The sequence below is a fragment of the Staphylococcus sp. B1(2026) genome (assembly GCF_058895785.1).
The window spans coordinates 72,261-88,367 of the sequence record NZ_JBZXTS010000001.1; the positions used below are offsets into that span (position 1 = coordinate 72,261).

The 16,107-nt window shown below is 29.1% G+C and carries 13 protein-coding genes; 1 reads left to right on the top strand and 12 read right to left on the bottom strand.

The features are described 5' to 3' along the window. Positions 1–54: 54 nt before the first annotated feature. Entirely contained in the window at positions 55–1,530 is a 1,476-nt protein-coding gene (locus AC5EAH_RS00385) for an amino acid permease (RefSeq protein WP_493492771.1), read from the top strand. A gap of 21 nt (positions 1,531–1,551) precedes the next feature. Here AC5EAH_RS00385 and AC5EAH_RS00390 read toward each other — a convergent pair whose 3' ends face one another. The 12 genes from AC5EAH_RS00390 to neuB all read right to left on the bottom strand — a co-directional run bounded on the left by AC5EAH_RS00390 (position 1,552) and on the right by neuB (position 15,472). Continuing rightward, positions 1,552–3,639 (bottom strand): sialidase family protein, encoded by a 2,088-nt coding sequence (locus tag AC5EAH_RS00390; protein WP_493492772.1) that lies wholly within the window; start codon positions 3,637–3,639, stop codon positions 1,552–1,554. Positions 3,640–3,656: 17 nt separating this feature from the next. Further along, a complete protein-coding gene (locus tag AC5EAH_RS00395) occupies positions 3,657–5,696 on the bottom strand; it encodes a DUF6077 domain-containing protein (RefSeq protein WP_493492773.1) in 2,040 nt (679 codons plus the stop codon). A gap of 29 nt (positions 5,697–5,725) precedes the next feature. After that, positions 5,726–6,838, bottom strand: a complete 1,113-nt coding sequence (locus AC5EAH_RS00400) for a glycosyltransferase (protein WP_493492774.1) — start codon at positions 6,836–6,838, stop codon at positions 5,726–5,728. 4 nt (positions 6,839–6,842) lie between these two features. Then, entirely contained in the window at positions 6,843–8,297 is a 1,455-nt protein-coding gene (locus AC5EAH_RS00405; protein ID WP_493492775.1) for an oligosaccharide flippase family protein, read from the bottom strand. 7 nt (positions 8,298–8,304) lie between these two features. Further along, positions 8,305–8,664 carry a DUF2304 family protein gene (locus tag AC5EAH_RS00410; protein ID WP_493492776.1) on the bottom strand — a complete coding sequence of 120 codons (360 nt, stop codon included), beginning with the start codon at positions 8,662–8,664 and terminating at the stop codon, positions 8,305–8,307. A gap of 2 nt (positions 8,665–8,666) precedes the next feature. Continuing rightward, positions 8,667–9,380 carry a glycosyltransferase family 2 protein gene (locus tag AC5EAH_RS00415; protein WP_493492777.1) on the bottom strand — a complete coding sequence of 238 codons (714 nt, stop codon included), beginning with the start codon at positions 9,378–9,380 and terminating at the stop codon, positions 8,667–8,669. Further along, positions 9,380–10,375, bottom strand: a complete 996-nt coding sequence (locus AC5EAH_RS00420) for a glycosyltransferase family 2 protein (protein ID WP_493492778.1) — start codon at positions 10,373–10,375, stop codon at positions 9,380–9,382. The genes AC5EAH_RS00415 and AC5EAH_RS00420 overlap by 1 nt, the downstream gene beginning before the upstream one ends. Further along, positions 10,368–11,312, bottom strand: a complete 945-nt coding sequence (locus AC5EAH_RS00425; protein ID WP_493492779.1) for a hypothetical protein — start codon at positions 11,310–11,312, stop codon at positions 10,368–10,370. Before AC5EAH_RS00425 ends, AC5EAH_RS00420 begins: the two co-directional genes overlap by 8 nt. A 125-nt stretch (positions 11,313–11,437) precedes the next feature. After that, entirely contained in the window at positions 11,438–12,643 is a 1,206-nt protein-coding gene (locus tag AC5EAH_RS00430) for a GDSL-type esterase/lipase family protein (RefSeq protein WP_493492780.1), read from the bottom strand. Between the two features lie 15 nt (positions 12,644–12,658). Next, positions 12,659–13,288 carry an acetyltransferase gene (locus AC5EAH_RS00435; RefSeq protein ID WP_493492781.1) on the bottom strand — a complete coding sequence of 210 codons (630 nt, stop codon included), beginning with the start codon at positions 13,286–13,288 and terminating at the stop codon, positions 12,659–12,661. Beyond that, positions 13,288–14,445: a UDP-N-acetylglucosamine 2-epimerase gene (neuC, locus tag AC5EAH_RS00440; protein ID WP_493492782.1), complete on the bottom strand. Its 1,158-nt coding sequence runs from the start codon at positions 14,443–14,445 to the stop codon at positions 13,288–13,290. Before neuC ends, AC5EAH_RS00435 begins: the two co-directional genes overlap by 1 nt. Before the next feature lies 1 nt (position 14,446). Next, positions 14,447–15,472, bottom strand: a complete 1,026-nt coding sequence (gene neuB / locus AC5EAH_RS00445) for an N-acetylneuraminate synthase (RefSeq protein ID WP_493492783.1) — start codon at positions 15,470–15,472, stop codon at positions 14,447–14,449. Between the last annotated feature and the right edge of the window lie 635 nt (positions 15,473–16,107).

The window sequence follows — 16,107 nt, forward strand, 5'->3', positions numbered from 1 at the left end:
GCATAAGTCATAAATTTATGACGATTATATTTTATTATAATGGAGGTCTTTAAAATGAGCAAGAAGCCATCGTTAATTACTTTAATTTTAATTATTACAACTACGGTGTATTCTTTTTCTAGTATGTCTACAGCTTTTGTTATGATGGGCACTAAGTCTTTACCTTGGTTTATCATTAGTGCATTATGTTATTTTATTCCTTATGCATTAATTGTTTCTCAATATGCTAAATATTATGCTCATCAGTCTGGTACAATTTATGACTGGTTAAAAGAATCATTATCTCCAAGAATTGCATTTATTACCACAGCATTATGGTATGGTAGTTATTTTACTTGGATGGTTAGTTTATTTTTAAAATTGTGGATTCCCTTATCAATTTTATTATTTGGAAAAGATATTTCTAAACAAGATACTATTTTCGGTATATCAACTAATATTATAGTGCCGTGTTTAGCTTGTTTCAGTGTTACACTGATTACATTAATTATTATAAAAGGCTTCCAAAATATTCTATCACTACTAACTATCAGTAGTTTAGCGATGGTAGGCTTACTTATTTTATCTTTAATTAGTAATAGTTATTTAATTAGCCAACATAGCGATCAATTTTTAACAAATTTATCTATTAGTCAACATGCACCAAGTTTTTTCAAAAGCACAAGTAATGATTTCTTATCTCAATTACCATTTTTCATTTTTGCTATTACAGCTTTTGGTGGTTTAGATACTGTATCTAGCTTAGCCGATCGTACAGGTGACAGTCGTCGTCGTTTTCCAAAAGCAATTTTAATCAGTACATTAATTATTGTGACATTATATATTTGTGGTATCATTTTATGGAGTGGGGCTAATAATTTAAATGAATTACGTGAAATTGAACAATTACATTTAGGTAATATTATGTATGGTTTAACTGGAAGTATGGCAAAACATGTTGCAACGACATTAGGCTTATCTGCTTCAGCAAGTGAATTACTATATCAAATTTATTATCGTTATACAGCTTTTGTTTTATTTACAGCGTATCTTGGTTTATTATCAACTATTTCATACGGTCCATTAAAAAGTATTTTAATGGGTACACCGGCTACTATGTGGTCGCAACGTATGACTAAATTAAACAAACATCATATGCCAACATTCGCTTTATGTATTCAAGCCGTCGTTATTATGTTAGTGATTATTGCTATTTCAATTCAAAACTCGGCATTTAAAGAACTATATAATCAATTAACTTATATGACAAATATTGCACGTTCTTTACCTTATTTCATTGTTGCATTGAGTTTTCCATTTTTTGTAAAAAAAGCACTTTTACCTAAAAAAGAATTATATTTTAATCGCAATTATATAAATAATGGTCTAGCCATTTCAACTTGTACTTGTGTCTTTATTGCTGTACTATTTCAAATTATAGATCCATTGAAACAAGGTGAAATTGTACAAGCAATCACTTTAATTATAGGGCCTTTTATTTTCGCCCTAATAGCGAATTACATTTATAACAAAAAGAACTCCGCATCATAAGATGTTGAGTTCTTTTTACTGTTAATAATAAATCACTGCGCCATTTGATAATTGAATTCGATACTGATTATTCTCTAATTTCATTTCATCTATTAAGAATAATTGTTGGCTTTGTGTAATATCATTATTTAGTAAGTAATCTAAATTAAACTTACGATAATAAATCGAGAATAAATTTTCTCCTGGTTCACTATGCTCATAGATAATACCAAACATTGCATTTCCATATTCGTCATTTTTTTGTTGAACGATAGAACTATAAGCATATGTACCTTCTTGAATACTCATTGAACCAACCCATTCTAAAGTATTGTCTTCTAATACTTTTGCAATCCCCACAGAGCCATCTACTCTTTGACCATCGGGATTAGAAACTAAAACATATTCTTGTCCACCATAATTAATATGTAATACTGACATTTGTACACCTGGTTCATGAATATCCGTTTCACGTATTTCATCTAACCAAGTTGTACCATTATCTTGACTTTCTCCAATTTGGACATTTGCTGTTTTATTTCTCATAAACATTTGTAATTGACCATTATTTAATTGAATCATCTGACCTTCAGAATTTTGTGCATCAACATTATTCAATGTTTCCGCAAACAATACATCGCCATTATATAAACGACCATCATTAATTGCTTCAGAGCTTTGCCAAGTTTCACCATGATCATCACTATAAATAGTATGTGTAGACTCTGATGCTTTTAAACCACCTATCGTGTTCGTTGCATAACTTGAAAAAATTAAACGACCATTTTGTAAAGCAATACCTGTCCCCGGACCAACACCATAAAAAGCTGCCCAAGACGGTTTAACTGCTGCTGTCATATCAATAGGCGCCGACCAATTTTGACCATCATCATCACTGTATTGATACCAAACATATGATGTTTTAACTACACTTAATGGAGAGTCTTTAGCATATATATTACCTACCAATACTTCATTTTGATACAAATCACCTTTGTCATGATAATTCTTTTCTGTTGGATTAACAACCACACGATAATTTGTAGGTGTATTAGCTGCATCATACACGCTCCCTTGACTATCTACTGTATATACATTATTACCATCTAATAAAATTAAACGTTGTTCGCCATTCACTTCTTTATATGGCCAATCATTAGATTTAATATCTAATATACCATCCATTTCCGGAAACATGTCATATACTATAAAAATACGTTTAGTTTCAGGATCTTGCACCATAGCAGAATCAATATTAAAAGCAGACATTTTTTGTTTTTTAGAATTACCAGGTCTATCATATAAATCTAACAAAATTTGATTGTCTAGCCATGTGGTACCATCATCTACACTACGCCTTAAAATTGCATTAATGTCACCAGAATCTGAATTATCATTTTTATGTTGATCTGTTACAGCTAATAATGTTCCTTTATCTGTTGTTAAAAATGCTGGAATACGATAACCAAACACACCTTCTTCGTCAACTTCATTTTCAGGTGCTGCTTTAAACACAGCTTGCGGTTCAGTCATATAAAGATTATTACTATAAGATAATTGATAACCTAAATTCAACAATTTTTTGTCAAATTTATCAACATTTATACCTTCAAATAATGATGATAGACTTGATGTTTGATGCTGTTTTAATATTTGTGCCACTAGTTCATCTTTTGCTGGTAAAATTAATGACCATGGTGTCACCTCATAAGCTTGTTTCATCATTTTATTATCAATATAATACGTCAATGTACGATAAAGCTGATCTTCTGAAATAACAAAAGTATGTGATTTAAACACACTATCAGCATTTTGATACAATAAACTATAATAATGATTAACAACATGATGATATCTTACGACTGAAGCTTCTACTTCACTCGTAGGCGCTAGTACACCATTATGTTCTAAATCATATAAAGTAAAAACTTTTTTTCTAATCAGTTGCTGTTCATCAATTATATTTAATTGCTGATCAATTTTATTATCCGTCATTTTACCTTTAATATAACCATAAGTTAAACTACCTATTAAAAAAATTAGTAAAATAGCTAAACTTGTTAAACTTAATCTAATATATCTTTGACGTTTTTTAATTCTCTTCTCCTGAATTCTTCTTTTTACTTCCACAATTTTACTCCTATTCATTAATGATTAATACTATATATTCTCAAAACATCTTTAAATTTATCATCTTTAATTTCACCAATTAATGTTAGTTGATTCAAATACCAATCATAAGTATCATCATTTTTGGATACAATTATATAGTTAATTTGATATTTATTTAATAATCGTGTGAAATCAGCATTAAATTGTGGTGTATGGCATTGCTTAATTAAATCTTCTTGTGATAATTCTGGTACGCCTGTTCGCCAAGGTGCTGAAGAAACATTTTGGTAAAATAAACAAATACCAGCTTGGCTATAAAGTGGTCTGTCAGGTTCATCTATATTAATCACTGGACTATTTTCATAACTTTGCTCATATATTTTAATTGTAGGATCAAATGATCTTAAAAACGATAATTGGAAATACAACGATTGTGCTTTCACTTTATTACCTTTATAACCTGGTTCATAAATATTCATCATTCGAGGTGCAAAAATTGTAATTTCTTTATGGTGCTGCTGTGCATCTGTTTGTAGTATATTTAACAATTGGTAATAACTTGGATGCGTGTTATTCGCATCATTCAAACGATTTAGACCAACTGAAAAATTACCAGTAACGACAGAAGATATACGATTTGATGTCAATAATGTCATCACAACAAACAAAAGTAATAATATTTTTTTACGATGTTGATACGTCCATACACGCATGATAATAACTGGCATGTACGCACCGAATAATAATAATATAGAAAAAGTGACTACACTATCACCTAAACGTCTACCACCAAACAATAAAGCATTAAAAATCACTTCTCGCGGTCCTGGAATTTTTAACATCAGGATAAGTAGTAATGGATACACTACAAAATAAATTTTTTGCTCTTTGGTTAACTTATTGAAAATAAAAATGGTTGCGATAATAACAGGTACAAAGAAATCATGCATGTAATTTAAATATAAACTATATTCAAAATTCGATGCACTAGGTACTAATTTTAATGCACGTGCACCATTCATGATATAACTACCTACACAAACACTGATAAACACAATAACTGTAAAAATCATTCCACTGACTGCAAGTTTACGTGACATTTCTTTCCAGTTTGTTATTTGATATAAAATAATAGCTATTGCCAATAACAAAATAAAACAAACTAATGTAACACTATGAAACGCTAATGCCGCCATAGCCATGACAATGGTCGGGATAAATAATGAAAATATATTCTTATTTTTTATTTGTTGTACTAAAATTAAGGTCACCATTATTGGATAAAAAATTGTTGAAGAAGTTGGGTACGCAGGTTCAACAAAAAATTTATTAATTTCAGCATTATAAAAAGTTTCTATATGCCAACTAAACAATGCTAAAAATAAAATACCAGCTACTGTATAAACTTTGAAAGCTTTGTTCACATAGAATTGTAAAGCTTCATAAACTAAACTAATCATAAACAGAATAAGCCAAGCTGGATAATACGTTTCCCACATTGCTACTGGTGACACCATAAATAATTTTGCTAAATAAGCTGGTAATAATAAACTTGAAGTAATTAAATAAGCAAATTCTGTTAATTTAATAAAACCATTTCTGGGATTAACTGTATAAACTTCTTGCCCATAATAATTATCTACCACAATATTACGGTAAACTTCATTATCAATAGAAAAATTATTATTAATATTAATTCCAAAATAATTAATTTGTAGCACTAACCAAATTGTTAGTACTACAACAAATGTTAACATTAAAAACCAATATTGTTGCCTAAAATAAGTCCAGCTTATAGTTGGTAATAATTGATGATAGTAACAATAAATGGCCGAAGCTATAATCAATATTAATAAACTACCACTAGCCATATAGCTAATTTCTGTTATTGATTGATGCATAAAGGCTAACGGTGTTGTTGTTAACCAAAATGTTGCTAATAAAACAATAAAACCATAAACGTAGTGAAGTTTTACTTTATTAAATTTAACAATATGGGTAAATGCTTTTCCTACAATGGTAGACACAACTAACATTAAGCTTAAAAAAATAAACATAATGATTAATGTTTTCACACTATCTTTCTCCTTACTTTAAATGATATTTATTGCTCAATATAATTGATAAATTGTGCAACACTTTCTTGCCAATTATAATCAAAATTGATTACTTCTTGAAAATAATTTTTGTTTGCTAACCATTGTTCCCATTGTCGTTCAAAGGCACTTTGAGAATTATCAACGACCCATACATTAGAAGCACCTTGTGCTATTTCCATTGCACCTGATACTTCAGTAATAATTAATGGTGTTTTTAAATGTAAAGCTTCAATCATCACTGTAGGTAAACCTTCAAAACGAGAAGGCATCACAATCAAATTAGCAAATTTCATGAAGGGATACGGATTTTGTTGCTGTCCCCACCAAACAATATTCTCTAGTTTATGATTTTTAGCATAAGTTTTGAGTGTTGCTTCTTCTGAACCACTTCCTACAATATGTAAAGTATAATCAGAATATTTACTTGATAATTTTTCATGAGCTTCTAATAAGCGATCTACACCTTTTTGATTCACTAAACGACCTACAAATAAAATATTGACACCCATATAATCTTGCTTTTCAAACGGGTTTTCTAAACCAGCTTTTACAACAACCTCTCTAGGATTATCTGGATTATATACAACTGCTGTTTTATGTTTTTTAATCATTGGAAATGTTGTTAATAAACCTTGTTGTGCCGTTTGTGAGACACAATTAATACGATCATAATGATTTAAAATTTTACCAAAAGGATACAAACCTTTATATGTATAATCTTTTATTTGTGCATCAAAATGAATCCAACAAACTTTTTTAGAAGTTGTTGAAGTACTAGCCGCAATAAATGATGGCGTCATTCCCCATTCAGAAAAACAAATTTCAACATCATAATTTTTAAAGACTGTTTTTTGATACAATTTTTTAGCTGATTTAATAGAATGTAGATGCCAAGCCATTTTTAACATTTCTTTTTTACCTATGACTGAACTATCTGTATGCCAAATCGAAGTTAAATTTACGTGACTGGGTAACTCTTTAGCCATCGTATGAATATCAAAAAAAGTTAAAACATCTATTTCGTAATTTTTGGGTAATTGATTAATCAAATTTAATAGTACACGTTCAGTACCACCAATAGCTAACGCACTGACAGTAATCAAAATCTTCTTCGTCATAACCTTATCTCACTTTCTTAATTATATTTTTTAACAATGTCTGTTGTATTGTATCTTTTAATAAGAATAGACATAGACCGTAAACAATTATACCTGTTATCACTTGTAATATCGTTAAGATAACCGGTGTTACCATAAATAATTGTGGTAATAGATATGCAATTATTAAATACATAATAACTGCTGCACTAACATACTTAACCATTGAAGATAGAACTAGTGGCCATTCAAACATATGTCTTACATAATAACATTGTAAACTAACAATTAACATTTCTGCAATTAATGTTGCTACAATACAACCAATTACACCAAAATAAGGGATAAGTAATAAATCTAAAATAATATTGACAACTGCTGCTAGTGTAATTGATAAGCTATATTGTTTACTTAAATTCATAGACATTAAAGCTTGTCGACCTAACACATTACCTAAAGCCATAGTCATAATAATCGGTGATAATAAAACCATATATGTACCGACAATTTCAAAACCATCCGCTAAAAACCAACTAATTAAATTTTGAGATACCGCAGCCATACCTAATGCTAGCGGACAAGCTAAATATAATGTAAATAATAATGAATCACGTAAATGTTGCTTAACCGATATTAAATCACCTTGCTCAAATAGATAAGTAATTCTTGGTAATAGTGAAATACCTAATGCGCTTAATAAAAAAACTGGTACTTTAACTATACCTGTTGCTTGACTATAAAATCCAACATATTTTTCTGATAATAACAATGCTAGTAGTTGATTATCTGTTAAAGAAAAAATCATTAATGAGATTTGTGGTAAAAATAATATAAAACACGATTTTAAAATCGTTTGCCATTGTGATAAATCTATTTTAAAACCATCAATTAATCTGGGAATTAAAGCTAAAGTATATAGTTGTCCACCTAATAATGATGCACAATAAATCACAATATATAGCCAATAATCTTCTGGCGTTTTAATTAACAAGATGATACAAATTAGTGATACTAATTTTACTAAACTAGCACGCAATACTACAGGCGCAAACATTTCATGACCATTAAATAACCAAGTTGTATCCAACATACAATTAATAATTAATAAACACGGTATATAATAAACCATTTTATAAGTTGTACTATCTGGAATCATAATATAGACCGATGTCACATAAATGAATAACATTAAACTTCCCCATAAAAATTGGACAGAGAAAATTTTACTAAATGTTGTAGTAACTTGTTGTTTATCATAAGCAATTTTAGCAATATTTCGACTACCATATAATGGAATCCCTATAGCTGCCAAAAAAACAAACCAAGAGTTGAAAGTCAAAATTTTAGTATTAACACCTACTAAATGTGGATTTAAGGCATACGTCAATAATGGCATCGTAATTATAGGTACTAAAATAGAAAAAAACTGGTCTACTAAATTCAATATAAAATTAAATTGTACAGATTTTTTATTCGTCATAAGTCACCTATTTCTTTAATTCATCTAATTGTTTTTGTTGTTCTTGCTCTAATAAAGCTAAATTTTGTGTTAATTGAATAAAACGACGATTTAATACAGAAACTTTAAACGATAAACTTAAAGTTAACATAATCAACATCGTCACAACCATTAAAAATACCGAAAAAGCCACTGTTTTAATTCCCATTAAATGTGCTAAGAAATAAGATAATTTAGGGAATAAAGCAATCAATATTAAAAATGTAGAAAATAACAACCAATAACTAAAGTCTGAAAAGATAACACGTGCATGATTAACTTGTCTGACGATAGAAATTAACAATAAAATACTAAAAATAATTAATAAAATTTGAAGTGTTAATGTCATGATTACTTCACTCCTTTACGTGGTTTTTTGAATGTTCTTAAATAAACAAAAATAAATGAGATTGTATTTTCAATCATATATTTCGCTGCTTTTATTGGTGTTAAATAAGACTCACCTGCCATACGCTCTCTCATTGTCACTTGTACCTCTTCAATTCGATAACCTAAACGTGAAAAATATAAAATTGTATCTGGTTCAGGACGTTCATTAGTAGCTTGCGCCATTTGTGCAAAAACGCGGCGTGTAAACGCACGCATACCACTTGTTGGATCAGTTAATGTTAAACCTGACATTAATTTAATACAAAACTTAATATGATTTGCACCTAAAGCACGTAAAAAAGTTTGATCATAATGTTGATCATCCTCTAAAAAACGTGAACTAATCGCAATATCTACACCTTCATTAATTTTATCAATTAATTTATAAATTTCCGAAGGCATATGTTGCCCATCACCGTCAATTTGTACACAAACATCATAACCTTGTTTTAAAGCATACATCATACCTGTTTGTACCGCACCCGTTAACCCTAAATTAATAGGTAAATCAATTACTGTTGCACCATAATCACGTGCAATTTTTGACGTATCATCTTTTGAACAATCATTAATTACCACATAATCATATTGCGGATAATTAGATAGTTCTTCTAATAATGCACCTATTGATTCCGCCTCATTGTAAGCTGGAATAATTAACAATACTTTTGTCATTATTTTAAACCTCTCAATTTTAATAATTTAAATAATATACCATTTTTTAATGCAAATAAAAATTGGGGCACCACATAAGCTAATAGTGAATTAATATTATTTTTTTGAATACCTTGTTGAATATATTTATTTTTATGCCATTGTTCACCAAAATACTGCGACATAAACGTATTAATTTGGCGATAATCTGCTAATGTTGCCTTAGAATAATTTAATAATCGATACGATTGTCCAACACATAAATGTTCTAATGCAAGATATTGTAATTCATCTTTATATTGCTCGAACTCAGTACCGAACAACTCAAATAAATAAGTTAATGCTGGATAAATATCAAAAATTGTTGATTTTTGATTATTCATAATAGAATTTTTAACATCGATAACATAATTATAAATAAAACTCTCACAATAATAAAACGACTGACATTGCGCTGTCATATATGGCATTAATGCTAAATCTTCATAAATAATCCCTGTCGGAAATTTCATACCTACAAACAAATCACTGCGATGTATTCTTGTCCATGATGCTTGTTTAGCGAGCATAAAAGCTTCTTTTTTATGATGTTCTTTAGTAATAGTTAATTGTTTAACTAATTTATTGTTACGATCTAATAAATTAATATTAAAAAAAATCGCATCTACATTATTCATCATCCCTTTACTAACTTCTATCAAGTAATTGGGTTGCCATGTATCATCTGGATCTAAAAAAGTTGTATACCTGCTATTTTCAACGAGCGATAACCCATAATTTCTAGCATCTGACACACCACCATTGACTTTAGTATGTAATTCAATAAATGAATATTGTTGACAATAATTTTGTATTATTTGTTCAGTATTATCAGTACTCCCATCATTAACACAAATAATTCTTAAACGATAATCATTAATATTCTGTTGTGTTACAATACTCTCTAAACATTTAGCAATATAATTTTCCATATTATAAATGGCTAAAATTACCGTTAAATCATATTGATTAGTCATGATTGTCTCCTAAATATTGATATAATTTGGTATTTGTTATTTCTTTGCGTTGTAATTGCGTATTAAAAATATATTTACCATTTTTAATCGTTAATTGTAATTGAGGTTGATGAAACAGATTTAAAAAATCATGATCTTGAATAAGTTGTTGCTGCAACTCTAACGGATCTTTATCATTATATTCTTGATATAAATTTAACACTTCATTAGGCGTTACTTCAAAAGTTTGACCATCTACTTGCCCTACCCAAGCATATTTATCCATAAATAAACGTTGTGGTACGAGTAAATAAGTTAAATGAAAATAACCATTAGGCAAAATATAGTGTGTTTTATCATAGACTTCTGATAAATAAGACAAACGATAATCACCTAAACTCACACTAAACAAAGAATTTTTACCATTAAAAATAATTGGCTTATTTGTCATATTTCTTAAGTATATCGTCATCGTTGTTAAGCTAGTAAGATGATTAGCCTCACCGATATGTGCACTTTCATCATTATCCATCACTAGTTGATGATCTTTAACACACGCTAATGTATTAAATACTACTGCTTCAACCTTATAATTGTCTAATGCACCGTTCAATTGTCCTGTATTAAACGGCTCTGTTGAAGTCATTGGCATCATTAAATCATCACTATACGGTATCCCATTATAGGCAATAGGATATTTATCCTTATCTGTATAATTCATTGTTTCAGCAATCTTTTGACGCATATTTGCTTTTAAAGCGGCAACTTTCTCATCATCTTCTTGTGAAAAGAATAAATTTAAATCTTTCCAAAAATGCGTATAATTTGGTAAATCACGTTGTAATGTATACTGCGTTTCAGTTAAATGATTGTAAGCAGTGATATCTACTTTTTTTGAACAAGCTACTAAACTTAGTATCGTTGTTAAACAACAAAAAAGTCGTTGATATTTCTTCATGGTCATTATCCTTTCATATTATCTATTAATGATACTGTATTTAAAGTAGACAAGCAATAATAAAACTATCTTTATATTAAAATTAGGGTATGATAAAAGATAAACTTTTATCATACCCCCAAATCTTAACTATTTTGTTTAATAAAATGATAATATTGTTGTTCTATTAAACGGTTAGCTTCTTCTGTAAAATGTAGTCCATCATTAGTATATTGATATTTTAGTACACCATTGTATGACAGTAAGTGATTTAATTCTAGCAAGGGTACCTTTTTATCATGACAATAAGTTATTAACCATTGATTCATTTCTTTAATTTCATCATTATTCACTTCATAACGATATAATGTATATGGAATCGTTGTTAATAATAAACGAATTTTTTTTCGTTGACAAATATCAATTAATTTTTTGAAATTTTCTCGAATAGTTAATACATCATATTTAGTAATGAAATCATTAACCCCTATCGATACCAATGCTAATTTAACATCAGTTGATAAAATAGTATCTATTTTATCCATTAATGTCGCTAAAGTAACACCGCCTAACCCAAAATTTTTAAATTCTGCTAATTGAATATTAACTGTACGAGAATCACCTAATAATACTTTATTACAACTAGGTTGTTTTAATTTATCATCATACAATTGATAATACATGGCTTTATTATTATATTCTCTTACTTTATAGTCAAAATAATTTTCACCTAATACATGTACAAAATCTTGATGTTGACGAATCATTAATACACGTTCTTGTGCTAAAATAAAAATCTCTGAATTAGTGGCATTAATTTCATTAGATTGTAAATAGAATTTTTTACGACTAAGCATCAAGGCATCAATTGGATAATACATATTCGTCACTTGTTGATATAATGGCGTCGTATTTTGATCATTTAATTGAATTAAATGATTCATTTTTGTGGGTAAAGGGGCAACCGTAATTAAATGTGATTTTGTTGAATTAATATAGTGATCATAACTTGCTATTAATTGTGCTGTCTCTACGCCTATTACTGTTGCATTAAGTACCATGAATGTTTGTTCTTCTGAATAATCTGCTAATATTTGACAAATCATATCATTAATAAGCTGTTTTTCTGTTGTTGCACGTTCATAATACATTTTAACGATAACATTTTGTTGTTGTGCAATTTCAGCATAAACTTCATTATCTGTTATAATAATAATTTCTTGAAACAGTTGACTTTGTTGTGCTTTAGTTATCGCATGACAAAACAATGGCTGTCCAGCTAAATACAATGCATGTTGATGAGAATACTCACCTAACTGTGAATATATAGGAATAATACAAATTGGCTTCATCTTTTTTTCTCCAACTTATTTAATTTTTTTGGCAGGTACACCAACATAAGTTCCTGCTTCTTCTATATGTTTTACGACTACTGCACCCGCACCTATTGTTGTATGAGGTGCAATATTAATCATTTGAATAGTTACACTACCACTTCCCATATAAACACATTCACCTAGATGAACAAAACCATTCAAAGTAGCATTAGGTGTAATATTACAATGACTTTCAATTTTTGTATGATGTTCAATAATTGCACCTGTGTTAACAATACTATTATCATTTAATTCTACTTTTGAACCTACAAAAGCACCATAACCAATAAAAATACCACGCCCTTTGATACTATCTGGCGTTAAAACAGTTGCTTGTGGACTAATAATATTTAAAATATGATCGTAATAATCTTTAGCCACATCATTAAAAATTTCTTTACGTTTTTCATTATCTCCAATCGTTACAAAAACACGATCAATTTGTTTATTTTCTAAGCAACTAATCACATCTGATAATTTACCTAAAATCGGATAACCATCATGTGTTTCAATATCTTTATCATCAAAAAAACCAACAAAATCATAATGTAATAAATCTAAAATTGGCAATACCGCATCTGCATGACTACCAGCGCCTAAAAAAGCAACTTTTTGTTTCATTATAGCGTCTCCTCTCGAAGTTCAATATCATAAAAGTCTTTTAATGTAGAAACATTATCTAAAACATGTTGTTTAATCGTTTGATAAGCTATTTCTGAACTATTAGGCTGATAATAAGGATTAGTAAAATCAGTAATCGTAGACATTTTTTTAATCCCTTCAACGATAGCAGCAGTTTCACAAGGTACATCAATAACACTTACACCATGTATTCTTCCTTTTTGACGATCACCAATATTTAAAGTTGGACGCTGTAAGGATGGAATCTCAATTAAACCTGATGAAGAATTACCAATTAATCCTCGTGAATGTTTAATTAAAGAATGATATTGTTGTGTCGTTAAAGAAGCAAATAAATGACAATTAATATGTCGTTTAACGAACTGTTGTATTTTTTCCATAATTAAATCTGATCCAGTATCTGAATTGGCACCAATAAAAATATACTGACCATCAATTTGATCTAAAGCAAATAATAATTGATCAATTTGTTGCATGGCAGCTTGTTCTTCATCTAAAGTAACCGGATGGAATAATACAACATAATAATTTTCTAATAAATTAATATTTAATTGTTGTGCTAATACTGTTTTATCTAAATGATCAATTGTTAACGCATTTTCTACACCTAAAGCACCAGTATTAATAACACGTTGCGGCTGTTCACCTAATTGAATAACACGTCGTCTAAAATTTTCTGTAGATACAAGATGTAAATGACTCATTTTAGTAATAGCATGTCGAATATATTCATCAAAATTACCTAATGTTTTTTCACCACCGTGTAAATGACATACAGGTATATTATAAATTAAAGCAACATTAGATACTGCCAACATCTCATAACGGTCACCTAAAATAATAATTAAATCATAGGTATTATTAGCAAAATGCTCGGATAAAGCAACTTGCAATAACGAAATGCTTTTAACAACTGTTTGCTTAGTTGTATCAACTAAATGTAAAGGTATTTTTTTAACAATATCAAAACCATCTTGTTCTATCGTTTTGTATGTATATCCGTATTTTTCTTCCATGTGCATTGCAGTGGCGATGATCTCTACATGTAATTGTTGATCATCATTTAATTTGTGAATTAATGGTCGCATAATACCATATTCAGCACGAGAACCTGTAACAATACATATTTTTTTCATTTTACACCTCTGGAATTTGTGGTTTAAATCTGCTATCAGTAATCACTTGATCTTCTTCAAAATCTGCCTGTGCTTCTTTACCTAATACATCGTACCAAGACATTGGCGAAATACCATTACCTGGACGTTTAACAGTAATATTATCCTCACTATAAATATCACCTTTTTTAATTGGTTTGAGTGCTACGATAGATTTTCGTGCTACAATTTTATTTTTTTCTTCTACAGCTTCAGGGATTTTTTCAAAACGACCTAAAGCCTGTTCAACAACACGTATACCTTTTACTAAATTTTCTAACACATCTGGTGTTGCACTCGCCTTATGATCGGGTCCAGGCATATTATTATCTAAAGTAAAATGTTTTTCGATTACTTCGGCACCCATGGCAACTGCTGCAATCGGCACTTCATAACCAATACTATGATCAGAATAACCAATTGTTAATTGTGGAAATTGTTTTTTCAAAGTATGTAAAACATTTAAATTTAAAGCATCATACGGCGTTGGATATTCTGTCGTACAATGTAAAATACTAATATCAGTTGTACCATTATCTTGTAAAACTTTAATAGCCGTTTCAATCTCAGGAATCACAGCCATTCCAGTTGATAAAATAACTTTTTTATTTTGTTGACCAATTTTTTCTAAATAAGGTAAATTAGTAATTTCACCTGACGGAATTTTATAAACTGGCATATCCGTACTAATTAAAAATGCTAATGATTCTTCATCAAAAGGCGTTGAAAAAACATCCACACCTTTTGCTAAACAGTAATCACGCAAATCTAAATATTCATCAAAAGATAATTCTAAGCGACGTGTCATCTCTAATTGACTATCAGAAGTTCCCGTCGTCACTTTTTGATAATCTGCTTTCGGTGCATATTTAGAAATTAATTTATCTGCCTTAAAAGTTTGAAATTTAACAGCATCAACACCACAAGATACAGCCACATCAACCATCTTTCTCGCTAATTCAACATCTCCATTATGATTACATCCAATCTCTGCAATTATATAAACCATCTCTATTATACTTCCTTCTCTTATTTTCCCTTAATCTTAACATATTTTAAATATGTTGTCTTGAAAGAATATCGAAAGATACATATTGGTTTTACATTTACTTAAATCTTGAGAGTACAAACAGTACTATACACGTGTCAATAGAACTCACTTAGTTTATATTTGATGGATTACAAATAATATTGCAATCACATATAACATATCCAATATATTCAACCAACTGCTTATCAAAATTCATTGTTATTTAATATGTGTTGTAAATTTTTTAAAATTCCTTTCTGATTTTTGTTTAATTTTATCATTTGTAGTTTATTTATTGTTTTAATTGTTATCTATTCTCTACATACTAAAAATTCACTTACTTTTCATTAACGACTTTTATCCATATATTAATATATTTCTTTTTTCTTCATCATTCTTTGCATAACTTATTATATTCTTCTCAAACTTCAAATACTTATGCTGACGAACCTTCAGTAATAGAATATGGATAATTTATACTTCTTGTTTCAACAAAATAAGACACACATATTTCATATAATTCATCCATTTTCTTTGTCGACATCAATCTCATAACTTATCTACCTAATTCACTTATAGCCTAACTTTGTTTTGGTTTGGGTATACTAATATAG